Source organism: Lactobacillus porci, assembly GCF_009695985.1.
GTDB lineage: Bacteria > Bacillota > Bacilli > Lactobacillales > Lactobacillaceae > Lactobacillus > Lactobacillus absianus.
Map to the genome: position 1 here is coordinate 1 of NZ_VUMX01000020.1, position 23,428 is coordinate 23,428.

A 23,428-nucleotide genomic window follows, 5' to 3' on the forward strand; every position below is an offset into this window, starting at 1 on the left:
ATATATTGGTTTAACAACATCAGACGGTCCAATAAACTAAATTACACGACCCCTGTAAAATATAGAGATCGTGTAATGGCAACTATTTAAGATTTTATAAAATGTCTAACTTTTCTATGGCACTTCATTGCTTCGGGGGTCTTATTTGTGCTGGGGATGGAAAAGTCCAATGATTAGTATGCAAAGAATACTTAGCCATGCGGGCTAAGTATTCTTTGCAATCTTATTTGTCGATCTTAACTGGATTCAGGAAGGTATAGCCACCTAAGGCATACATTGAGGAATAACGAGTGATGTAGATCTTGTTTCCTTTAACGATGAATTCCATCTTGTTTGGATTCAGGCTCCGACCTTTTAGACTGAATTTGTCGTATTTATCTTGGACTCGGTAAATTTTCTTTGCGATGGTTTTCTTGCTGCCCTTTATCAGATCGGTTAACTTCAGCTTCTTGCCAGTCTTGAGAGAATAAGTTCCAGCTTCCGCCCATTCATGTGCGGCTTGGTAGGCTACGTCAATTCTGTGATAGCCGACTGAGAAGTACTTCTTGCCATTGTATACATGGGTACCAGTGTATTCATCCAGCCCGTAAGCCGCTGCTTTATTATAGTTTGGGTACCAACTGGACACGTCTTTGGCCATCTCATATCCGCCTTTTTTATAGAACTTCAGGTCTTTCTTGTAGTGGTTGGCTAATGATTTGTTGATCTTCTTTACCGCGGCCGACTTTCCTTGCAGAACTGGCTGCTGAAAGTAGAATCTGATCTTTGAGTGCGGGTAGTATTTGGTCTGCTTGTGGGTAACGATCTTGTACTTGGCTTTAGCAGCATGAACTGGCGTGGTAAATGAGAGCATCATGCCTGTTGCGGCCAAGGCCGTCATGATTTTGTTGAAACGCATTTTTCTGCCTCTGTTCTATTTATTCTGACTATATACACTTTTCACTGTTCAGTTTACTATCGAATTTGGTCTGGAACAAGTATTTCTTGCTGATGGGAAGACCGTCATTAGGGCTTAACGACTATCAAAAGTCAACAGCGGAGCTGATTGCTGATTTTTCATAAACTGCTACTCAAAGCATTCTGCCAGTTGACATATCCGCTTTTTGGGCGATTCTTTTGAGTTCTAGATGAATATATGATCATAAAAATACCCCACAATCGTTAGACGTCTATGTCAAACAATTGCGGGGTACTTCAGATTTTGTTTGCTTTGCTGCTTACTTGTTCTTGAGCAGCTCCTTGTACATAGGCCGGTCTGCTGCGGGGATGCCCAGGAGGTCCATAGCTTTGTCCGGAGTTAGATTGGTAGTGTTTAGAATGTTGAGCAAGTAGTCTTTAGTCACTTCTTCAGCAGTTTCCTTTTTTGCCCGGTCAATCTTGATCTGGATAAATTGTGGCAGTACTTCAGTCATGGTAGTCACCTGTTTTCTTGAGCAGTTCCTTGTACATAGGCCGATCTGCTGCGGGGATGCCTAGGAGGTCCATAGCTTTGTCCGGAGTTAGATTGGTAGTGTTTAGAATGTTGAGCAAGTAGTCTTTGGTCACGTTTTCAGTGGTTTTTCTAGTCACCTCTTTGGTCACTTTCGCAGTCACCTCTTCAGTGTTTTCCTTCTTTGCCCGGTCAATCTTGACCTGAATAAATTGTGGCAGTACTTCAGTCATGGTAGTCACCTCGTTCTTATCTTTTTCTTCCAATTGTCTGATTAACTCGTCATAAGCATGAGTGCCTGACAAGGCATTCATCATATCCAAAAGAAGCATGATATCTTCGATCGACAGCTTCTTGGCGCTCGGGTGGTATTCTTCACCAGCATTGGTCTGGATGAAGTATTCCGCCAGACAGAAGAAGGCGCTCTTGAACCGCTGATCCAGTTCTAGTGCTGACAAGTCACTGATCCGGTAAAAGGCCTTGATCTCATAATCACTGATTAGCTGCCGCATTTCCTTGGGCAACTTCTGCAGCTCAATGTTTCCAAGCAGGTTCCGGCTGTAGTTCCAAGCTTCTTTCCCGTAGTATACCACCAGCGTAAGCACGGGGTAGAGCGTTTTGCTCTTGGTGAGCTGGTAGCGGTAGGCCGCGGCATCATAGTTCATCACCCGCGCCGGCATGTGCTTGTCCGGCCTGACCGCTAAATCGCTGATTTCAAAGATCCGGCCAGAGTGAAACATCTGGGAATGGCCCAGTAAGAGGCCAACCGCCTGACCATCAACGGTGTACTCCAGGTAATAGGCTGTTGGGATTTCTAAGAGTTCTTTGACATGAACAGTCGCGTCCGCTGCCTGCCAGGGGTCAAACCAAGGCGGGCCGGAAAAGGCGACTGAGTACAAGTCGCCATACTCCTTGACCCGGTCTAAACTGCACTGTCTGATTTCACTTTTACTCATCTTTCTCTGTTCTTTCTTCTTTTTCTGCCATAAATTTTTGCATGTCTTGATAAAGGTCACTCAGCCGCATCCCGGCCAGTTTATCTAACATGGCCGCCTTAGCTGCCTCCAGCCGCTTGTCTAAAACGAGCTTGATGCTACGGCCAACCGGGCAGTTCTCATTTGGGTGCTCATGCATCCGAAAGAGGGCAGGGCGGGGATCTTCAACAGCCATGAAGACCTCTTCTAAGTCAATCTCTTCTGGCCGCTTAGCCAGGTAGCTGCCGCCAACCCCGGCCCGGGTCTTGACCAGGTCACTCTTTTTAAGGTCGGTCAGAATTTTTCTGATATTAACCGGGTTGATCCCAGTCGTATCGGCCAAAACTTCTGAGGTGATTTTCTCCTCGTCTTGATATTGCTCAAGGTAGAGGAGGATGTGGATGGCGGTCGCGAACTTGCTTGAAAATTTGGTCGAAAACCGCCCCCGAAGTATGTCAACCGGTTTGGATTTGGTCGAAAACCGCCCCCAAAGTATGTCAACCGGTTTGATTTTGGCCGAAAAAATCCCCCGAAGTATGTCAACCGGCGTGGATTTGGTCGAAAACCGCCCCCAAAGTATGTCAACCGGTTTGATTTTGGCCGAAAAAATCCCCCGAAGTATGTCAACCGGCGTGGATTTGGTCGAAAACCGCCCCCGAAGTATGTCAACCAAATCTGGTTGAGTCAACTTGGGGGCAAAAAACGCCAAATCCTAGCCTGGTTGAGTCAATCTGGGGGCGAAAAATATCAAAAACCAGCCCGGTTGAGTCAACTTGGGGGCGAAAAACGCCAAATCCTAGCCTGGTTGAGTCAATCTGGGGGCGAAAAATATCAAAAACCAGCCCGGTTGAGTCAACTTGGGGGCGAAAAATGCCAAATCCTAGCCCGGTTGAGTCAACTTGGGGGGCAAAAAAGGCAAATCCCACACCGGTTGAGTCAACTTGGGGGAGAAAAAACGCCAAATTGCAATCGGTTGACATACTTTGGGGGCTGCATCGGCCACCCCAGCCGCACCAACCACCCACATTCAAACTTTACAAAAACGAAAACTGTCAAATATCACCTACTTTTTAGCCACTAATTTCGGTAATTTTGGCTTTTTTCGCGTAAAATACATGAAACATTGTAAGGGAAAAATTATGGCATTCCTCTTAGATTCAAAACCGACAATCGAACCGTTTTTAATTATGAGACGGCTAAGACTAGAGCACAAAGACGTTCTTACGCAATTTGGATATGCCTGCAAGACCTTGGGAACAAATATCGTAACCCACAGGCCAAGGACATGGTGGAACGGGCAAACTAGACCGTACAAAGCCGTTTGAAGCCCGAGCTGAAGCTTCACAACATAACCACAATCGAAGATGCTAACAAGTATCTGCGGGATGTTTTTGTGCCGAAATTCAACAATAAGCTCGGGCATGACATTCACAGATTTAAATTAGCTTTTGCAGACAGCCCTGACGACGAGACGATCAACTATACGCTAGCGGTACTGTCTCCACGTACGTTTGACAGTGGATCGGCCATCTCCTACAAGAATCACTATTATCAAGCTACAGACGCCTCAAACAAGCTTATCTGCTTTGCCAAAGGCACTAAATGCCTGGTTATTCAAGCATTAGATGGTCAATTGTTGGTCACCGTTGACGAAAAAGTGTATGCCTTGACCGAAATTCCGAAGAATGCCAAAGTCTCACCAGATATCGATTTTGAGACCGAGAAAATACCCCACAATCGTTAAACGCCTATGTCAAACAATTGCAGGGTATTTCAGATTTTGTTTGCTTTGCTGCTTACTTGTTCTTGAGCAGCTCCTTGTACATAGGCCGGTCTGCCGCGGGGATGCCCAGAAGGTCCATAGCTTTGTCCGGAGTTAGATTGGTAGTGTTTAGAATATTGAGCAAGTGATCTTTAGTCACGTTTTCAGTGGTTTTTCTAGTCACTTTCTTAGTCACTTCTTCAGCGGTTTCCTTCTTTGCCCGGTCAATCTTGACCTGAATAAATTGTGGCAGTACTTCAGTCATGGTAGTCACCTGTTTTCTTGAGCAGTTCCTTGTACATAGGCCGGTCTGCCTCGGGGATGCCCAGGAGGTCCATAGCTTTGTCCGGAGTTAGATTGGTAGTGTTTAGAATGTTGAGCAAGTGATCTTTGGTCACGTTCTTAGTCACTTCTTCAGTGTTTTCCTTCTTTGCCCGGTCAATCTTGACCTGAATAAATTGTGGCAGTACTTCAGTCATGGTAGTCACCTCGTTCTTATCTTTTTCTTCCAATTGTCTGATTAACTCGTCATAAGCATGAGTGCCTGACAAGGCATTCATCATATCCAAAAGAAGCATGATATCTTCGATCGACAGCTTCTTGGCGCTCGGGTGGTATTCTTCGCCAGCATTGGTCTGGATGAAGTATTCCGCCAGACAGAAGAAGGCGCTTTTGAACCGCTGATCCAGTTCTGGTGCTGACAAGTCACTGATCCGGTAAAAGGCCTTGATCTCATAATCACTGATTAGCTGCCGCATTTCCCTGGGCAACTTCTGCAGTTCAATGTTTCCAAGCAAGTTCCGGCTGTAGTTCCACGCTTCTTTCCCGTAGTATACCACCAGCGTAAGCACGGGGTAGAGCGTTTTGCTCTTGGTGAGCTGGTAGCGGTAGGCCGCGGCATCATAGTTCATCACCCGCGCCGGCATGTGCTTGTCCGGCCTGGTCTGATTCTCAATTCCGACCAGCAAGATGACGACCTTCTTATCGCCAATTGTCAGCAGCTTGGCCACGTCCCGGTCCTGGCCGTGAATTTCCCCGTTGGCCTTGTAGTAGCTGGTCGTGTTCGTATCCGCCAGCATGTCCGGCTTGATAACCTGCTGGCCGTTGAAAATAAAGCCGTTCAACACGTCAGCAAAGATCTCGTTCTTGTCCAGCATGACCTTTTGAACGATGTCCTTGCTGCCGCGAACTGTTAGGGGTGATTTTGACATTTTTCCTCCATTTCTAGAAGGGAATTTTCCCCTTCAATAAGTAATACACGAAAAGATGCCAAAATTTTTTCCTTTTTCAAAATTATAAGGGCTTTGCCAGCAGAAAGAAGCCGAATTGATGTCAAAGTGGTATTGATCTGCCGCATTTGACTTAGAAATCTGTTTGAAGAACATGATAGCTGTGGTGTCCTTGAGAAGAGCACTGGACCTCTATTACAAGTATCCAGACTATAACTTTGTCGACTACTTTATGACTGAAGCGGTAAAGACGACCAACTGGATGACTGATTATGTTGTTCAGGAGTGGAAGATGGTTACCGGCTTTGGGGTCAACCCATTCCCGCGAATCCACTAAAACGGGATCAGCTATGCTGGTCCCGTTTATTGCTTAGTCTTAAGCTTGTATTAGTCATCGGCTTATGATAAATCACTAGTAAAAAATGTTCAAAATGGAGGATCCCTAATAAATGTTCAATCAAGTCGAACAAGTCGAAATCATGCTCTACGTAAATGACCCGGAAAAATGTGCAAAGTTCTGGAGTGAAGAAGTTGGCTTTATCGTGAAAGAAGAAGGCAAAGGCCCGGAAGAAAGCAAGAACTACTTACTGGCAGCCAGCAAAAACGCGGAAAGCAGCCTGCACCTGTTTGACCGGGAAGTAATTGCCAAGTACTCACCAGAACTTGACCTGGCTACCCCGTCACTGCTCTTTAGCTGCGATGACGTGAAGAAGGCCCGCCAAAAGCTGCTTGACAAGGGCGTCACTGTTGGTGAAGTCGTTGATATGGGCAGTGCCGAGACTTGCAACTTTGCGGACCCAGAAGGCCACTACTTTGCCTTTAAGAGTATGAAAAAATAACATGTTCCTAAGCAAAAGACCGTCACGACATTTGAAGTGCCACAGAAAAGAAAGACGCACCCGGAGAATCCCTCGAAGCATGTTGGTCTTACCGCAAACAATGAACACGCGACCCAGTTCTGCCAGATTAATCATGGCTCAAGAACCTGTCTACGACTTCAAGCATAAGCTCGTTAGTGGCGTCACTGTAAAATGACGGCTCAACCCCATTGGACTTCAGGTTAAGAACAAGCGGGTTCCTTCCGGGCCTATTCTTAGGTTTGATTCTGTCCTTTGGCAGCTCGAGCGGTACGATTGGATGTTCAGTCATAATATCGTGTTCCTCCGTATTCAATTGTTAAGAACAGTATATGACTATTGAACAGAGGTCGATAGATACCGCGCTATTGGGCGCTTACACTACGTACCTATGTACTAACATATTACAGTTTATTTTTTAGTAGTAATTTTGTTTGAGTAAATCACTTAAGTAATTTAATTCATTCCCAAACTACTTAATGCTATATTTAAAGCGGTCCATTTGGATCGCTTTAAATATATATTTATACAAATGTATAGTATATATAAATTACGTTTAATTATAAAGCCTTTTTTATATAATAAAAACATTAAGGAGTATGTAATTGTGACAATTGGTGAAGCGCTGAAAGAAGAAAGAGAAAAAAGAGGTATTTCCAAATATAAATTTTCAAAAGGAATTATTGATCGCAAATTCTATGGAGAAGTTGAAGATAAGAATAAAAATATAGGTTCTGAAGCATTGGTAAGATTATTATTTAAACATGAAATTGATATTGTTAACTTTTTTAGTAAACTTGAAACTACTTATGCACCAAGCAATTTTAAGGTTTTAAAAAATATAAATAGGAAAATGGATATTGCGCTTATGGAAAGTAATTTATCGGTTGCAAAAGAATGCTCAGATGAAATTCTAAAGATAGAGGGACAAAGTATTCTTTGGTTGAGATCACAAGTAGCAATTGCAAGTATGGAAGGAAAAATAAATTCTTTACCTAAAATGGTCATAAAAAAGATAGATCAAGAATTGGGTAAGTATGAAAATATATCAACTAATTTTGAAGCAATTAGGTTATTTGCTAATACGATGATGGTAATGGATATAAATAGAGTTGATTATTTTATGAAGATTATTTTGTCAAAAGTTAATAAACGAAAATTAACCACTATAGAGGAAGAGCGAATGGCTCGATTATGCGATAACTTTATTAATTTGTGTAAAGAAAAAAAGTATAATTCTGATAATATTGAAAAAAGTTTTAACTATTTAATGGGTCTTAAGGATATACATTTTTTAATTTATAAAATGGTCGGAAAATTTAATTATGCAGTGCTGAGCGAAAATTATGAAAAAGCTAATTTGATAAAAAGAGAGTTGAAAAAATTAGGGTATGAAGAAATAGCAGAAAGTTTACAAATTTAATGTAGTGTATAGACTACACTTTGATTAATTAAAAAACGAATAAGTATAATTAAAAACATGGAAATAATATTAAAGGAGGGAACCGATATGTATTGGTGGGAATTACCAAATTAATACCATTTCCTTAATTTTCAAATGAGAGGAATAAAAGCTTATGAAATTAATACTCAACTACTTTAAAACCTTTACTAAAGTTATATTTTCGGAAAAACTACCATTTCTGTATTCAGTTTTTTTCCCAGCAGTTCTCTTTCTAATTAATAATTTCTCTCGCTTAGGGCAAACAACGCCTTTTTCGCAACTATTATTACAAACTGCTAATTATGTTGGTTATATCATCGTATCAGTTGCAATTAACGGAATTGGGATTCAACTGATTAACTTTCGTGAAAGCGGCTTTTTAAAAACTTATATCATGATCTCTGGTGGTGATAAAAAATATGCCGTTTTTGGCTTAATTCTGAGTGAAATGCTATTTGGCTATGTCAGTACACTACTCTTTGGTTTAGTGCTTTCTATTTTTAATCTAAAAAGTATTATCCTAATCTTAATTTTTTATACCATTACTTATGTAATTGCGGCAATTCCAGTTTTTCTGTTAGCAGTAATATTAAGTGTAATTGCGACGAGATTAAATACGATTAGTACCGTCGCTAATATTGTCTTGTTTGGAATGCTTTGGTTATCAGCTGCAAGAACGGATACACATAATTTGTTTGGAGAATTACTCTATGGTCTTAATCCTGTAGATTATGTTAGTCAAGTTTTAATTACAGGTAGTAATTTATTGCAAAATGTTAATGTAAATACTTTACAACAATTATTGATAGTTGTAATTCTCTTCGTAATTTTTTCGACGATTGGTTTATTAGCTATTCCAAAAGTTCGACTTAATTCACTTAATATGCGTAATTAAAGAACGAAAGGAACTTCAACATGACAATTAAAATTAAAAATCTTTCCTTTTCGTATAAAGATAATCCGATTTTTCAAAATTTAAATGCTGAATTTGAAAATGAAAAAGTTAATTATTTAATCGGTTATAACGGTGCTGGTAAAAGTACCTTGTTTGATTTGATCAGCGACTTACAAACTCAATATTCTGGTGAAATAGATGGTGTTCCTTCTAAAAATGAAATTCTTTATCAGACGCAAAATCCGGTTATTTTCGGTGCACTTACTGGTCAAGATTTACAAAATTTTGTTTTTGGCATTTCAGCTCAGCATCAAACAATTGATCCAGAACAACTATCACCGCATTTTAAAGAGCTTTATCAAAGATTAATGAAGCGTAAAGTCGGCAAAATGTCTGTCGGTGAGCGAAGATGGCTTTTATTATTTTTGGAAAGTCATTTGAATAAAAAATTATTTTTACTAGATGAGCCATTGAGTGGTGTAGATCCAGTCTCTAAAGTTCAAATTGAAAAGGTAATTAACGATTTAGCGCAAAGAAAAGATCATTTGGTGATTGTTACTACTCATGAGTTAAATTATATGACTAAGCAAGATTGCTATATTCATTTACTTCACAATGGCGAAATTAGATCATTTGCTTCATATGATGATTTTGTTGCCGCATCAGATAAGAAAGATCCAGAAGAAGCATTTGCTAAATTAGTTGGTGCATAGAAATCTCTAGTGAGATGCATTGGCTTAACAGTTTTTTTAAAGCAGTTCATTTGGACTGCTTTTTTATTTATTCGAAAGTAAACATCTATTTTAGCTAATAGACATTTTGTATAAAGTATATTTAATCATTACGTATTTACGGATAGATAGTAAGCCCCCAATAGCGCGGTATCTATCGACCTCTGTTCAATAGTCATTTACTGTTCTTAACAATTGAATACGGAGGAACACGATATTATGACTGAACATCCAATCGTACCGCTCGAGCTGCCAAAGGACAGAATCAGACCTAAGAACAGGCCCGGAAGGAACCGGCTTGTTCTTAACCTGAAATCCAATGGGGTTGAGCTGTCATTTTACAATTAATTCAGGATTAACTCTCTCTAAAATATTAGAGAGGGTTTTTGTTTACGGGAAAGCACATCCTTTGTCTACTACTATTGGGTGAAGATGCTATCATATAATTAGCAATATAGAGAATGTGAGGAAAAGAAAATGAAGGGCACTGCGATACCAATCTACGAGATGTTTGACGGCTCAAAGACAAAGCTGCAAATTCCGGTATACCAAAGAAACTATGACTGGAAGGTCCCAAATTGCCAACAATTGTTTGATGACTTGGTTGATATGGTGAAAGAAGACAGAGACACTCACTTCTTTGGCAGTATAGTTGAAATTGGGGGAGATTACAGCAGCAAACTTCAGATTATCGACGGTCAACAGCGGTTAACTACCGTATATCTGCTTATTCTGGCTATGGTTAAACTATTAGAAGATGGCCAAATTAAAGCAGAAGATCCCGACTTGGTTGCTGAAGAAATTGAAGAGGACTATTTAATTTGCCGGCATGTGAAAGACAAAGGCAGTATTGACCACTATAAATTGCAGCCGGTTAAACATGATGCAGAAGCTTTGATAAAACTATTTGGACCGAATTCAGGCTATAAAGAAGAGTCGAATCAAACGACCAACTTTAAGTTCTTCCAAGATGAGATATTAAAGCAAAGGATCACGGTTGATGAACTTTGGGATGCAATTCAGCGCCTAATTGTAATTGATATTTCACTCAGACAGGGAGAAGATGACGCTCAGCTGATTTTTGAAAGCTTAAACTCAACAGGGGTTGATCTGACTGAGGCAGATAAGATTCGAAACTTCGTCTTGATGAACTTGCCGACCGATCAGCAAGAAGAATACTACAATAAGTACTGGCATCCAATTGAACTCGATACTGAAGAGAATAACGAGTATCATGTTTCTGAGTTTATCCGTAACTATTTGACCTTCAATTTAAAGAAGGTTCCTGCCATGGGCAAGGTTTATCAGGTCTTTAAACGTTATATTGAGCAGAAAAAGCTGACCACTGAAGCTGTTTTGCAGGATTTGGTCAAGTATGCTGACTACGAAAAGCAGCTAAGATGCTCGCAGAGTCCAAGCGATAAAGTAAATAAGGTGCTCAAGCGCTTATCCGTCTTGGAAGTAAGCGTCACCAGATCCTTCATTTTGCCGCTGTTTGACTACTGGCAAGAAGGCAAAATTAGCGATGATGAAGTAGCAGCAGTTCTGACTAGCGTTGAGTCATATATCTTTAGACGCTTGATCTGCGGCATACCAAGTAATGCATTGAACAAGCTGTTTGCGACCCTATTCAGCGATTCACTTAAGTATGTTGATCAAGCTGACAATTATGTTGATATAATCAACTATTTGCTCCTATCTAAGACCGAAGTATCACGCTTCCCAACTGATGCTGAATTCGCGGAGAGCATTGAAACCAGGGATGCCTACAACATGCGCCAGCAGACCAAATACTACCTTTTTGATCGCTTGGAGAACCAAGATTCCTTAGAGAGAGTCAATGTTATTGATGGGATGCAAAACAACCGCTACACGATTGAGCACATTATGCCGCAGACACTGTCAAGTGCGTGGAAAAAAGCGCTTGGAGATGGTTATCAAGCTATTTATGACCGCTGGGACAACCGCTTGGCCAACTTGACACTGACAGCCTACAACTCAAGCTATAGCAACAAGAGTTTCTACGAGAAGAAGACTGCTGAAAACGGCTTTGACCATAGTGGATTTAGACTGAACGATTTTGTTAAGGGATGCGATCAGTGGACTGAAAAAGAACTTCAAGAGCGTAGTGAGCTCTTGAAGCAGACGGCTTTGAAACTTTGGCCGCTGCCAAGCAGTGATTTTCAACCGAAGGTTGTCGAGAATGAGGTCTATGGCCTTGATGACGAAAACAACTACGCAAACGTAAAGATTGCTTCGTATAGTCTCATGAACACGCCATACAAACTCCCTAAGCGGACTTGGAAAGAAATGTATATCGGAGTAGTGCAGGCACTCTATGAACTTGACCCAGCACCAATGCGGCAACTGGTTGCAGGGGACCGAACCAAGTTGGAGAAGGTTCTGATTGATCATCCGGAAAACGGCTTTAGCCGAGTTGCAGATGGGGTCTACCTGTACACATCGACTGATAATTGGAACAAGATTCATAAATTGAGAAATCTGTTTGACTTCTATGGCATTGATCAAAGCGAACTGCAAATTGAGATTGTGTCTAGGAAGAAGGAATAAAATCGCATGAGCTTCTATGGTTGTTATGGAGTGTCGCTTATCATATACGGTATGTCAGACGTAGGCCTTTATTCTTTGTGGTTTTTCTAATAAAATAGAAGGTATTATAATACTATTTTTAGTACCTCATAAGACTGAATACTTCGTAACGATGAATAGATTATCCAAAAAATGGGGCTAATTTGGTTCCATTTTTATTCTATGGATGTGATTGGTTAAAAAATGAACTCAACTCAACTCAACTCAACTCAACTCAACTCAACTCAACTCAACTCAACTCAGCGATGATTATTTAAGTCATCGCTTATTTGTCAAGCAATTTGCACAGGATCCATCAACCCTTTTAAGGGCAGGTGGGTCCTTTTTGCGTGCAGTCATATATAAGAATTCACTAGCGGATGGGGGTGTAAATCTTGGGATCAAAATTTTTTAACAACACGACTGATGTGGTTAGAGATGATCTAAAGAAGATAATCACGCCCGATAGCAAAGTGTCCGTGGCAGCGGCTTGCTTCTCAATTTACGCCTTTCAAGCACTAAAAGATGAGTTAGAGAAGTGTTCTGAATTTCGTTTTATATTTACCTCACCAACTTTCGTTGCTGAAAAAATGCCAAAAGAGCGGAGGGAATTTTTCATTCCACGGCTTACTCGGGAGAAGAGCCTATATGGGACGGAGTTTGAAGTACGCTTGAGAAATAAGCTCAAGCAGAAGGCAATTGCTAAAGAGTGTGCTGACTGGATTCGCCGTAAAGCTCGTTTTCTGACTAATACGACAGATGAGAGTATGAACCAGTTCTTGGTAGTAGACAATTCAGAAAATATCTACACATATATGCCGTTTAATGAGTTCACGACGGTTGGGCTTGGTTGTGAACGTGGCAACACAATGACCAACTTCACAACAAGAATTGATAATCCAGATAGTAAAAATCTGTTAAATACCTTCGAAGCAATATGGCAAGACAAGGCAAAGCTTGTAGACGTCACTGATGAAATTATCGATAAAATTTCGTCGGTATATCAAGAGAATTCCCCAGAACTAATCTATTTCATGACTCTCTATAACGTCTTTAACGAATTCTTGGATGACGTATCAGAAGATGTCTTGCCTAATGAAGCAACCGGCTTCAAAAACAGCGTGATTTGGAACAAACTTTATAACTTTCAGAAGGATGCAGCCTTGGGGATCATCAACAAGCTGGAACGATACAACGGTTGTATCTTAGCTGACAGTGTTGGTTTAGGTAAAACATTCACTGCACTGGCAGTAATCAAGTATTACGAAGGACGCAATAAGAGCGTATTGGTTTTGTGTCCAAAGAAACTGTCTGAGAACTGGCTGACATATAAGGGAAATTTGGTCAACAATCCCCTCTACAAAGACCGTTTTCGCTATGATGTTCTCTATCATACTGACCTTTCGAGAGACCACGGCAAAACTGCAACTGGTTTGCCAATCGAACAAATCAATTGGGGAAACTATGATCTGGTTGTAATCGATGAAAGCCACAATTTCCGTAACGGGAATGGTACCAACACTCATGGAGGCGAGAAAGAAAATCGCTATATGAGGCTGATGAATCGAGTCATCAAGTCTGGTGTCAAAACTAAAGTTCTGATGTTGTCGGCAACGCCAGTCAACAATCGCTTCAACGATCTCCGCAATCAACTTGCCTTGGCTTATGAAGGCGTGCCGGCTGAGATCAACGAAAAACTGAACACCGAATCAGATATCGACACGATCTTCCGTAGAGCACAGACCGTTTATAACGCATGGTGCAAGCGGCCTGAAGCTGAGCGGACAACGAAGAACTTATTGCGAGAACTAGATTTTGACTTCTTTGAAGTCTTAGATGCTGTCACGATCGCTCGGTCTCGGCATCACATTCAAAATTACTATGACACTACTGAAATTGGCACATTTCCTAAACGATTAAAGCCAATCAGCTTGTATCCAAAGCTAACTGATAAGCCTGGGGCAATCAATTACAAAGACGTATATGAATGCTTGAGTCAACTGAATTTGGCGATTTACACGCCAACGATGTTCATCCTCCCTAGTCGTCTATCGAAGTACGTCTCTGAAAATGAAACCAAGAAATTTAGAATGGGCCGTGAATCAGGGATTCAGCGTCTGATGAGCATTAATCTTTTGAAGCGAATGGAAAGTTCCGTTCACTCATTTTTGCTGACGGTAAAAAAGATCTACGCATATATGGTTGAGACTTCAAAATCAATTGATCGATTTAGAAGAGATGGCAGTGGCAATCTGAATGAAATGACAGATTTATCGCAAGCAGCAGCTGATTTTGATGAAGATGATCAGAATACTGATGTCTTTATGGTAGGCAAGAAAGTCCAAATTGATCTAAGGGACATGGATTACATTTCTTGGCAACGAAATATCAGAAGCGACATTGATATCTTGGAAACTTTGATCCATATGACCGAGGACATTTCACCAGAGTTTGACTATAAGCTCAATCAATTATTTAAAGTAATCAAAGACAAAGAAGAGAATCCAATTAATCCAGGCAATAAGAAGATTCTGATCTTTACTGCATTTGCAAATACTGCTGAATATCTGTACGAGAATATTGCTCCTCGAGCTAAGGAAATTGGCTTGAACACCGCTCTGATCACCGGGAGCATTGAAGGAAAGACGACCATCCCGAATTTTAGAGCAGAGATGAACCATATCTTGACCTGCTTTTCACCAATATCCAAGGACAGGGATGTTGTCTATCCGGATGATACTGAAACGGATATTGAAATCTTAATTGCGACAGACTGCATTTCAGAAGGTCAGAATTTGCAGGACTGTGATTTCTGCATCAATTATGACATTCACTGGAACCCTGTGCGAATCATCCAGCGTTTCGGCCGGATTGACCGTATTGGTAGCAAGAACAAGGTGATTCAGTTGGTCAACTTTTGGCCTGATCTGACACTTGACGAATATATCAATCTTAAAGATCGTGTGGAAACGAGAATGAAGATCTCCGTAATGACCGCGACAGGGGATGATGACCTTATCAATCCAGAAGAGAAGGGTGATCTGAATTACCGAAAAGCTCAGTTGAAACGACTCCAGGAGGAAGTAGTCGATCTGGAAGACATGAGTGAAGGTATTTCGATTACGGACCTTGGGCTTAACGATTTCCGGATGGATTTACTTGCCTATATGAAAGAACATAAGGAGCTAGACCGTCTACCATTTGGCGTTCATGCCGTTGTTCATGGAGATAAACCTGGGGTGATCTTCGTACTAAAGAATGTAAATAAAAAAATTGATATCAAAGACAAAAATCGTCTCCATCCGTTCTACATGGTCTACGTAAATATGGATGGAGAGATCCTAATCAATCATCTGCAGCCGAAAGACATTCTCGATGAGATGCGTCACTTGGCTAAAGGCAAAAAGGAGCCAGACAAAGAGCTCTGCAAGGAATTCAATCGAGCAACAAAGGACGGACGGCAGATGGAAAAAGTTTCCCAGCTGTTGGAAGAAGCAATTGGATCAATCATTGAAGCTAAAAATGAGGAAGATATTGAAAGCTTCTTTTCTGCCGGCACCACAACCTTTCAATCTGGTGGTTTCTCAGGGTTGGATGACTTTGAATTGATCGACTTCTTGGTGGTGATGTAAATGATTGATTTTCCAGAAAGTACAAAGACTAACCGACGGATCCCTAAGGAAGCATTTTACAAACACTTATCACTGAGTACAGCTCTGAAAAGCAAGTTTGTGTCAGATATCAGCCGTATTGTGGCTGAGAATAGCTTGACACAACGAAATTTGAACTTAGCTAAGGATTCAGAAATAAAAGAAATTCTACTTCTATCTATTGAGCTAAAGAAGCAGGACTACGAACAAAGGATTATTGAAGCGATCGCAAAAGGCAACCCACATAAACTTGTCTTTCTGATGAGCTATGAGGATCAGAGGCAACTCGCTGTTTATTATCAGAAACTCTATCTGACAGAGTGGATATTGGAAGAAAAAGTCGAACTCCACCTTTCTGGCGATAACCTGGAAGATATCTGGAATGGCCTAGTTCGACAGATAGCAATCGGACCAGATGCTCAAAGTCGTTCAAATATGAGTCTGGATGATCAGTTGAGCAGACTAGATGAGATAAGGCAATTGCAACAACGAATTAAGAAATTAGAGAAAGCAGTTTGGGGAGAGACCCAGCCAAAGAAGAAATTTGCTCTTTATCAGGATTTGAAAAAGCAAAAGGAGCAGCTGGAGGTATTAGAACGTGGACAAGCTTAAGATGCACACACCGGACATAGCAGAAGAAAATTATAAAAAGTTAGCAGCGCTGTTCCCGGATGCAATAACTGAGACAATTGATGATGAAGGAAATGTCATCCGTGCAATTGATAAGGACGTGTTGATGCAAGAAATCAATACGAAGGTTATCGATGATGGACAGGAAAGATATCAATTTACGTGGCCAGATAAACGTAAGTCAATGGTGATGGCAAATGCTCCAATTTCCAAAACTTTACGTTTAGAAAAAGAAAAGTCAGTTGGTCGAGACGGTACACCAGGAGGAGTTGATTCAGAAAATATCTATATTGAAGGGGACAACTTAGATGCGCTGAAACTGCTTCAAGAAACATATCTCGGTAAGGTTAAGATGATCTATATTGACCCTCCTTACAATACTGGGAATGACTTCATTTATGAAGATGACTTTGCCCAGAGTGCTGATGAATACGCTGATGACAGTGGTCAAACAGATGAAGAAGGAAATAGGCTTGTCCAGAATAGTGAGAGTAATGGACGATTCCATACTGATTGGCTGAACATGATCTATCCGAGACTAAGGATTGCAAGGGACTTTTTAGCTGATGATGGGGTGATTTTCATTAGCATTGACGATAACGAACAAGAAAATCTGAAAAAGGTATGCGATGAAATATTTGGAGAGAAAAATTTTGTAGAGTGTCTTGTATGGAAAAAGAGAGCCACGCCACCAAATGATAAGAATATTGGACGGATACACGAGTTTATATTAGTATATGCGAAAAATATAGAAAAAATCAGGTTAGGTTTATTACCAAGAGATGAAAAATCATTATCAAGATATTCAAATCCTGATAATGATCCGCGTGGCCCTTGGGTGGCTTCAGATCTAAGTGCTAATGGTAAGGGCGGGAGAATTGTTCAAAGTTGCATTTATCCTATTGTGAACCCAAATAATCATAAAGAATACTATCCTTCAGAGGGAAGGTGTTGGTTGTTTAATAGTAAAAAAATGACACAGTGGATTAAAGATGGTCGTGTTTCATTTAGAGATAACACCGGAGCTCCTTTTTTAAAAAGGTATCTTTCTGAAGTAAGAAATGGATTGACTTTACCTACAATTATGACTGAGTTCGGTTATTCACAAACATCTGCAGCTGAAGAAGATAAGTTATTTGGTAAGAAGGGAATTTTTGAATACGCTAAACCTACAACCTTGTTAAATCCCATTATTCGTGTGGGTGCGCCTGAAAATAATGATATAATTATTGATTTCTTTTCTGGTTCTGCAACAACTGCTCATGCAATTTTTCAGTTGAATTCAGAAAATAACAGTCATAGAAAGTTTATTTTGATTCAGATCCCAGAGCTGACAAATAAAAAATCAGTTGCATACAAAGCAGGCTACAAAACAATCTGCGACATTGGCGAAGAACGCATTCGTCGTGCGGGAAAGAAGATCAAAGAAGAGACAGGGGCCGATATTGATTACGGTTTCCGTTGCTTCAAGGTGGACTCATCTAATATGAAGGATGTCTACTATACTCCTGCAGATATTGGGCAACTTAGCTTAGATGGTCTTGAGGACAATATCAAGGAAGATCGAACGCCAGAAGACTTATTGATTCAAGTCATGCTGGACTTGGGTATCTTGCTCTCATCAGATACCGAAACACAGGAGATTGCTGGCAAGAAAGTCTTCTCTGTTGCAGACGGTTATCTCCTTGCTTGCTTTGATAAGAATGTGACTGAAGAAACAGTAACCGAAATCGCTAAGAAGAAACCTTTCTACGCAGTATTCCGGGACAGTAGCATAGCTAACGATAGTGTTGCTGCTAACTTCGAACAGATCTTTGAAACATATAGTCCAGAGACTGTAAGGAAGGTTTTATAAGATGGCTGACATGAAATTCAAATTCACAATACAACAGTATCAAACAGATGCTGTCAATAGTGTTGTCGATGTTTTTAAAGGACAACCGTATCAAGACAAGGTGACTTATCGGCGTGATATTGACGCAGTAGAACAAGACCTATTGGATTTGAAGTTATCAGATGAAGAGTTGATTGCCGGCTTCGCTAATGCACCAGTCACTTTGTCTTCAGAGCAACTTCTCGAAAATATTCGAAATGTTCAAAACGAAAACAATATTAAAGAATCCGCATCCCTTGCTAAGCATATGGGAGCCTGTTCTTTGGATGTTGAAATGGAAACTGGTACTGGTAAGACTTATGTCTACATCAAAACCATGTTCGAGCTGAATAAGCGTTATGGTTGGAACAAATTTATCGTTGTTGTGCCATCCATCGCTATCCGCGAGGGTGTTATGAAGAGCTTTCAGATGATGAAAAATCATTTTATGGAGCAGTATCACAAGAACGCACGTTTCTTTATTTACAACTCAAAGAATCTGACAGAAATCAGCAATTTTAGTTCCAGTGCGGATTTGTCTGTCATGATTATCAATGTACAGGCATTTAATGCTCGTGGTAAAGATGCCCGTAGAATTCGGATGAAGCTAGATGAATTCGAAAGTCGTAAGCCCATTGATGCTATTAAGGCTAATCATCCAATCATCATTCTTGATGAACCACAAAAGATGGGTGGTAAGAAAACCCAGGAATCTCTTAAAGAGTTCAATCCTTTGTTTACATTGAACTACTCCGCAACTCATAAGGAGCATCATGACCTGGTTTATGTTCTTGATGCACTTGATGCCTACAAAATGAAGTTGGTCAAGAAGATCGAAGTTAAGGGCTTTGACATTAAGAACCTACGAGGCACAGACGGGTATCTGTATCTTGAGAATATCATAATTTCCCCTAACCATCCGCCAAGAGCCCGGCTTGAATTTGAAATCAAATACAACAAATCAATCAACCGAGAAGTCCGGATTCTTAGCGTTGATGACGATCTGTATGCTCTTTCTAAAGGTTTGGAGCAATACCAGGGATACCACATCAATGATATCGATCCAATCAATGGTCTGGTTTCCTTTACAAATGGGATCGAAATCCATACTGGTGAAGCTCAAGGGGATGTCAGTGAAAAAGATATCCGGCGAATTCAAATCCGAGAAACTATCCGCTCCCACTTTGAGAAGGAAAAGGATCTTTATAATCGCGGCATTAAGACCTTGTCACTCTTCTTTATCGATAAGGTTGAACACTATCGTAAATATGATGAAGATGGCAATGAAGTTAACTCTGAATATGGCGAGATGTTTGAAGAGGAATACAATTCCATTCTAAACGAGTACCTAACTCTTTTTGACACACCATACGAAAAATATCTCAAGAGCATTGACGTAAAGAAGACTCATACCGGTTACTTCAGTATCGACAAGAAAGGACATAAAATCGATTCCAAGATTAAGCGTGGGTCTGATATCAGTGATGATGAATCTGCCTATGAATTGATCTTAAAAGACAAAGAAAAGCTGCTGTCCTTTGAGAATCCAGTTCGCTTCATCTTCTCTCACTCGGCCTTACGAGAGGGTTGGGATAATCCAAACGTCTTTCAAATTTGTACGTTAAAACACGGCGGAGATAGTACGACTAACAAGCGTCAAGAAGTTGGTCGTGGGCTAAGAATTTGCGTTAACCAAGACGGCGATCGGATGGATGAACACGTTTTGGGCTCAGAAGTTCAAGAAGTCAACAAATTGACGGTCATTGCTAGTGATGGTTATAAAGACTTTGTTTCATCCTTGCAGAAGGAGATCAAGGATGACTTGTATGAGCGGCCGACAAGAATCACGCTGGACTTCTTTACAAATAAACGCATTAAGCACAATGATGAAATTGTTACTATAACTAAAGAACAAAATGACATTATTAATCGTTACTTGATCAAAAACGACTATGTGGATGATGATGGTAACTTAACTGAGTTATATCGGACTGACGATGAAAATAATGCTCTCAAGCCGTTGCCTAAGACACATGATGTGGACAAGATAGCAATAGAAGTTCGTGCCTTGATTAATAGTGTTTTTGATGATCATGCTTTGGATGACTTTGTTCTGGATGGTAGAAAAACGAAGATTCCAGAGAATAATTTGAATGACAACTTTAACAAGGATGAATTTCAAAAGCTGTGGCAGCAAATCAACCACAAATATAGCTATACAGTACACTTTGATAGCCAAGAATTAATTGATAATGCAGTAAATTATATTAACAGCAAGCTGTATGTGTCTCCACTTCAGTACACGGTGACTAAGGGCACTCAAGGAGAAGAGTGGTCTGTTGACAGTGTTAAAGCAGGTTCTGGCTTTGTCTCTGAAAATCGACAAACCTATACGCTTAAACGTGGCGAAACCAGCCAAGTTAAGTATGACTTGATTGGCAAGATTAGTGCTGGAACGCACTTGACGCGTAGAACTGTCGTTAAAATATTGAAGACAATACAGCCTGCTAAATTCGTGATGTATCAATATAACCCTGAGGAATTCATTTCAAAGGTAATCAAGCTGATCAATGAACAGAAAGCGACTATGATCGTGGATGATATCACCTATAATGAAACCGAAGGTCGTTATGATTCCAGTATCTTTACCCTTGAGAAGAACCATGAATTTTCTAAGGCATATAGGGCAAAGAAAAATGTTCAAGATTATGTGTTTGCGGATGGGACTGCAGAGAAGTCAGTTGAACGAAAATTCGCTGAGGATATGGACCTAGATGATAAGGTGGCTGTTTACGCTAAATTGCCTCGTGGCTTTCAGATTCCAACGCCAGTTGGCAACTATGCTCCTGACTGGGCAATTGCTTTTAAGAAAGGTAGCGTAAAGCATATTTACTTCATAGCTGAAACCAAAGGCTCATTGAGTAGTATGGATTTGAGGCCAATTGAGCAGGCTAAAATCAAGTGTGCAAAGAAATTGTTCAACAAAATGTCTACGGCAGATGTCATTTATGAGCAGGTAGATTCATTTAAGAGTTTGCTTGACATGATAAATGAGATACCAGATAAAGAGAAAAGCAATGAAACAAATTAACTAGGAAAGTGTGATACGCAAATGTCCAGAGCTAAGAAAAAACAGAGAGTACTATTCACTTTCTTTAAGAGTTGAAAAAGGTATGCAATTCGTTTAATGGTTGAAAGCTCAAGACAGCAAGTAGGCAAGCATCAAAGCACTCATCAACGTTGCCATTGATACATATGGAACTGATCAAGATATTATTCGGGCGTCGATGTGCAACAGCATGGTTGGAAGAACGCTTGCTGGACAAAGCCTGATCGAAGACTAGGAGAAAAAATGCAATTGCTTAAACGCGCTTGGCAGCTTCACTTGCTGAGCGCGTTTTTTAACACAATGATAACCGTGTAAAGAATAAGTAGATCGGCTATAATTATTTTATAGGCTGAACAATGATATCGAGAGCCTGAATAATTTTTATCAGTAAGGAGAAGTACCAGTGCTTGGGAGAACCATAAAACTATATTTAATGGATGGCACAGCATCGGGAAGATGGCAAGCAAGTATTTCTCAGTGGAATGGCCTTGTTTATAAGATCCCGCGGGCTCGCTTAAAGGAAACTGAAGATATACCAGAGTTGAACACACCGGGTGTGTACTTCCTATTCGGCAATGAATGCGGGCAAGAATTTGTCTACGTTGGAGAAGCAGATAATGTTCAAAAGCGAATCTTGCAGCCCCACCTTTTTGAAAAGAATGGAAGTCAGTGGGATGACGCGGTGATATATGTGACTCCAGACGGCAGCTTAGAGAAAGGCCGCGTAAAGTATTTGGAACACTATTTTTACAAGCAAGCTTGCGACTGTGCACGATATATTGTAAAAAATGGAAATACGCCAACCGAGTCCCAAGTTCGCAGAGAAGTCAGAGACAGTCTTATGATAGCTGTCGAAAATATCAAGCTGATCATGCCAACCTTAGGGTATAAAGTTTTTGCGCCAAGCAAGTCAGCTGACCCAAGTCCAAAAATTATGCTTCATCTTGCTGGCAAAAAGGCTAAGGCAGAAGGTTACTTGAATGCAGATGGAAGCATTATTGTGCGTAAAGGGTCTACGTTTTGTTTGACTGAAACCAATTCTTGCAAGAAATATTTGAAAGAACGTAGAGCGGAACTTATTAAGCAAAAGCAGGTTGTAAATGGTGAGTTTGTAGAAGATGTTAGGTTTACCAGTCTTTCAACTGCAGCGGGATGCATTTTGGGAGCTTCTGTAAACGGTAAAGATCTGTGGCTCTATCCAGATGGAAAATCATTTAAGAAGAAAAATAGTCAGTAAGACAGCCGTGGAAAGCTTGCAGGAAGAGCAACTCAGTTAGTTGAACAAAGGTAACAGTCCCAGTACCAATCCAGGTGCTGGGACTTGCTTTTTATGGAGCAAAAGACCGATTAGCAACTCAAAAGCACTCGCGAAGCTAGAAAAGCCATTGAAGGTTCAAGTAGGGCTGAATAATCGCAGAGAAAGTAGCTATAATTAAAATAGCAATATATAATCATATGTTGAAGAAAAATGGGGAATTAACATGACCAATGTTTTCAGCTAAAGGAGGTCACTTTTGCCACATCTAAAGTTGATATCTAGCGATTTTACGGTCTATTTTTGGCTAGAGAAGCGCAGGGAGAAATCAGAGTGGGTCAGTTCTACGATTGAAGTCAGTTGCAACGACAATTGGGTCTTTCGTGCCGCTCCATTATGGTATTTCAATGAACCTGAGTCATTGTTGTCCAAGGTTGCCGCTTTTCTTCAAGGCAGCAAGCTAGATGAGCCTTTTTCCCTGATAGACGATCCAATTGTAGAATTTTCGTTTGATCAAGGGGCAGATGTGCTGATCTTGCGTCTATACTATAGTTTGGACTTGGCAGACCATTTAACGGTTTACCTGGACCGTGAACAAGCTGCTTATTTGTCTGAGTACTTGCAATTTTGTTTGGCTAAGACGGGTAAGGAAACGCAAGCTGTCCAAGATTTGTATGATGCTGGCGTTTTTCAAGGTGACTAAACAAAGCAATAACCAAATGCATCCCCAAACTCAATTCGGGATGCATTTTGCGCCATATTAACCTAACAACAGGAGACTTTCATGTCAGAATTGCAGCTAAGGAAGGCCGAAGCGGGGGATGCGGAGCGTTTGCTTGAGATCTACGCTCTTTACGTGGAAAAGACGGCGATCACTTTTGAAGATGAAGTGCCAAGCATTGGAGAGTTTCAGGCCCGCATTAAGCAGAGCCTGAAGACCTATCCCTATCTAGTTGCCCTTCAGAGTTGTGAATAAGTTCAAGACACATGGGTTGCCTGGT

22 protein-coding genes and 1 pseudogene are annotated in these 23,428 nt (G+C 40.6%); 16 read left to right on the plus strand and 7 right to left on the minus strand.

The features are described from left to right. The coding region (locus FYJ62_RS07410; protein ID WP_154486841.1) for an IS3 family transposase at positions 1-90 on the plus strand (90 nt) is incomplete at its 5' end. A 133-nt stretch (positions 91-223) separates the two neighbouring features. Here FYJ62_RS07410 and FYJ62_RS07415 read toward each other — a convergent pair. From FYJ62_RS07415 to FYJ62_RS10825, 4 genes are all read right to left on the minus strand, one after another. Further along, positions 224-898: a hypothetical protein gene (locus FYJ62_RS07415; RefSeq protein WP_154549071.1), complete on the minus strand. Its 675-nt coding sequence runs from the start codon at positions 896-898 to the stop codon at positions 224-226. A 319-nt stretch (positions 899-1,217) separates the two neighbouring features. Then, entirely contained in the window at positions 1,218-1,412 is a 195-nt protein-coding gene (locus tag FYJ62_RS07420) for a hypothetical protein (RefSeq protein WP_154549072.1), read from the minus strand. After that, positions 1,405-2,385 carry an Rpn family recombination-promoting nuclease/putative transposase gene (locus FYJ62_RS07425; RefSeq protein ID WP_154549073.1) on the minus strand — a complete coding sequence of 327 codons (981 nt, stop codon included), beginning with the start codon at positions 2,383-2,385 and terminating at the stop codon, positions 1,405-1,407. Before FYJ62_RS07425 ends, FYJ62_RS07420 begins: the two co-directional genes overlap by 8 nt. After that, entirely contained in the window at positions 2,378-2,914 is a 537-nt protein-coding gene (locus FYJ62_RS10825; RefSeq protein WP_326832017.1) for an Rrf2 family transcriptional regulator, read from the minus strand. Before FYJ62_RS10825 ends, FYJ62_RS07425 begins: the two co-directional genes overlap by 8 nt. Between FYJ62_RS10825 and FYJ62_RS10830 the strand changes: the two genes are divergently transcribed. Next, entirely contained in the window at positions 2,805-3,086 is a 282-nt protein-coding gene (locus FYJ62_RS10830; protein ID WP_229771870.1) for a hypothetical protein, read from the plus strand. The two genes, FYJ62_RS10825 and FYJ62_RS10830, sit on opposite strands and share 110 nt — an antisense overlap. Before the next feature lie 638 nt (positions 3,087-3,724). After that, positions 3,725-4,147, plus strand: a complete 423-nt coding sequence (locus FYJ62_RS07435) for a hypothetical protein (protein ID WP_154549075.1) — start codon at positions 3,725-3,727, stop codon at positions 4,145-4,147. 52 nt (positions 4,148-4,199) lie between these two features. Here FYJ62_RS07435 and FYJ62_RS07440 read toward each other — a convergent pair whose 3' ends face one another. Further along, positions 4,200-4,430, minus strand: a complete 231-nt coding sequence (locus tag FYJ62_RS07440; RefSeq protein ID WP_154549076.1) for a hypothetical protein — start codon at positions 4,428-4,430, stop codon at positions 4,200-4,202. After that, positions 4,423-5,376, minus strand: coding sequence for an Rpn family recombination-promoting nuclease/putative transposase (locus FYJ62_RS07445; protein ID WP_154549077.1), 954 nt, complete (start codon positions 5,374-5,376; stop codon positions 4,423-4,425). Before FYJ62_RS07445 ends, FYJ62_RS07440 begins: the two co-directional genes overlap by 8 nt. A gap of 190 nt (positions 5,377-5,566) precedes the next feature. Here FYJ62_RS07445 and FYJ62_RS07450 point away from each other — a divergent pair, with 190 nt between their 5' ends. Beyond that, positions 5,567-5,731 (plus strand): hypothetical protein, encoded by a 165-nt coding sequence (locus FYJ62_RS07450; protein WP_154549078.1) that lies wholly within the window; start codon positions 5,567-5,569, stop codon positions 5,729-5,731. A gap of 112 nt (positions 5,732-5,843) precedes the next feature. Then, positions 5,844-6,233, plus strand: coding sequence for a VOC family protein (locus tag FYJ62_RS07455; RefSeq protein WP_154549079.1), 390 nt, complete (start codon positions 5,844-5,846; stop codon positions 6,231-6,233). Between the two features lie 127 nt (positions 6,234-6,360). Here the strand turns inward: FYJ62_RS07455 and FYJ62_RS10835 are convergent, their stop codons facing one another. Then, positions 6,361-6,543 carry a hypothetical protein gene (locus tag FYJ62_RS10835; protein ID WP_154549080.1) on the minus strand — a complete coding sequence of 61 codons (183 nt, stop codon included), beginning with the start codon at positions 6,541-6,543 and terminating at the stop codon, positions 6,361-6,363. 315 nt (positions 6,544-6,858) lie between these two features. Between FYJ62_RS10835 and FYJ62_RS07465 the strand changes: the two genes are divergently transcribed. The 11 genes and pseudogenes from FYJ62_RS07465 to FYJ62_RS07515 form a co-directional block, all read left to right on the plus strand. After that, positions 6,859-7,674, plus strand: a complete 816-nt coding sequence (locus FYJ62_RS07465) for an XRE family transcriptional regulator (protein ID WP_326832014.1) — start codon at positions 6,859-6,861, stop codon at positions 7,672-7,674. A gap of 154 nt (positions 7,675-7,828) precedes the next feature. Beyond that, a complete protein-coding gene (locus tag FYJ62_RS07470; RefSeq protein ID WP_154549081.1) occupies positions 7,829-8,590 on the plus strand; it encodes a hypothetical protein in 762 nt (253 codons plus the stop codon). Between the two features lie 20 nt (positions 8,591-8,610). After that, complete coding sequence (locus FYJ62_RS07475; protein WP_154549082.1) at positions 8,611-9,303, plus strand: ATP-binding cassette domain-containing protein; 693 nt, start codon at positions 8,611-8,613, stop codon at positions 9,301-9,303. 495 nt (positions 9,304-9,798) lie between these two features. Continuing rightward, on the plus strand, positions 9,799-11,892 hold the full coding sequence (locus FYJ62_RS07480) for a DUF262 domain-containing protein (RefSeq protein ID WP_154549083.1): 2,094 nt from the start codon (positions 9,799-9,801) through the stop codon (positions 11,890-11,892). Between the two features lie 413 nt (positions 11,893-12,305). Further along, complete coding sequence (locus FYJ62_RS07485; protein ID WP_154549084.1) at positions 12,306-15,542, plus strand: helicase-related protein; 3,237 nt, start codon at positions 12,306-12,308, stop codon at positions 15,540-15,542. After that, the gene (locus FYJ62_RS07490) at positions 15,543-16,172 is read left to right on the plus strand and encodes a DUF4391 domain-containing protein (protein ID WP_154549085.1); all 630 of its coding nucleotides are present in this window, start codon (positions 15,543-15,545) and stop codon (positions 16,170-16,172) included. After that, entirely contained in the window at positions 16,159-18,045 is a 1,887-nt protein-coding gene (locus tag FYJ62_RS07495) for a site-specific DNA-methyltransferase (protein ID WP_326832015.1), read from the plus strand. The genes FYJ62_RS07490 and FYJ62_RS07495 overlap by 14 nt, the downstream gene beginning before the upstream one ends. 1 nt (position 18,046) lies before the next feature. After that, positions 18,047-21,154: a type III restriction-modification system endonuclease gene (locus FYJ62_RS07500; protein ID WP_229771869.1), complete on the plus strand. Its 3,108-nt coding sequence runs from the start codon at positions 18,047-18,049 to the stop codon at positions 21,152-21,154. 421 nt (positions 21,155-21,575) lie between these two features. After that, a complete protein-coding gene (locus FYJ62_RS07505; protein WP_326832016.1) occupies positions 21,576-22,409 on the plus strand; it encodes a GIY-YIG nuclease family protein in 834 nt (277 codons plus the stop codon). Between the two features lie 277 nt (positions 22,410-22,686). Next, entirely contained in the window at positions 22,687-23,130 is a 444-nt protein-coding gene (locus FYJ62_RS07510; protein WP_154549086.1) for a hypothetical protein, read from the plus strand. An 81-nt stretch (positions 23,131-23,211) separates the two neighbouring features. After that, positions 23,212-23,391: pseudogene (locus FYJ62_RS07515) on the plus strand (N-acetyltransferase family protein); the annotation flags it as partial. Positions 23,392-23,428 lie beyond the last annotated feature (37 nt).

Coding starts and splice junctions, on each gene's coding strand:
- FYJ62_RS07455 (WP_154549079.1), top strand. CDS start 5,844: ATGTTCAATCAAGTCGAACAAGTCGAAATCATGCTCTACGTAAATGAC.
- FYJ62_RS07440 (WP_154549076.1), bottom strand. CDS start 4,430: ATGACTGAAGTACTGCCACAATTTATTCAGGTCAAGATTGACCGGGCA.
- FYJ62_RS07470 (WP_154549081.1), top strand. CDS start 7,829: ATGAAATTAATACTCAACTACTTTAAAACCTTTACTAAAGTTATATTT.
- FYJ62_RS07500 (WP_229771869.1), top strand. CDS start 18,047: ATGGCTGACATGAAATTCAAATTCACAATACAACAGTATCAAACAGAT.
- FYJ62_RS07415 (WP_154549071.1), bottom strand. CDS start 898: ATGCGTTTCAACAAAATCATGACGGCCTTGGCCGCAACAGGCATGATG.
- FYJ62_RS10830 (WP_229771870.1), top strand. CDS start 2,805: ATGGCGGTCGCGAACTTGCTTGAAAATTTGGTCGAAAACCGCCCCCGA.
- FYJ62_RS07420 (WP_154549072.1), bottom strand. CDS start 1,412: ATGACTGAAGTACTGCCACAATTTATCCAGATCAAGATTGACCGGGCA.
- FYJ62_RS07490 (WP_154549085.1), top strand. CDS start 15,543: ATGATTGATTTTCCAGAAAGTACAAAGACTAACCGACGGATCCCTAAG.
- FYJ62_RS10835 (WP_154549080.1), bottom strand. CDS start 6,543: ATGACTGAACATCCAATCGTACCGCTCGAGCTGCCAAAGGACAGAATC.
- FYJ62_RS07475 (WP_154549082.1), top strand. CDS start 8,611: ATGACAATTAAAATTAAAAATCTTTCCTTTTCGTATAAAGATAATCCG.
- FYJ62_RS07445 (WP_154549077.1), bottom strand. CDS start 5,376: ATGTCAAAATCACCCCTAACAGTTCGCGGCAGCAAGGACATCGTTCAA.
- FYJ62_RS07480 (WP_154549083.1), top strand. CDS start 9,799: ATGAAGGGCACTGCGATACCAATCTACGAGATGTTTGACGGCTCAAAG.
- FYJ62_RS07425 (WP_154549073.1), bottom strand. CDS start 2,385: ATGAGTAAAAGTGAAATCAGACAGTGCAGTTTAGACCGGGTCAAGGAG.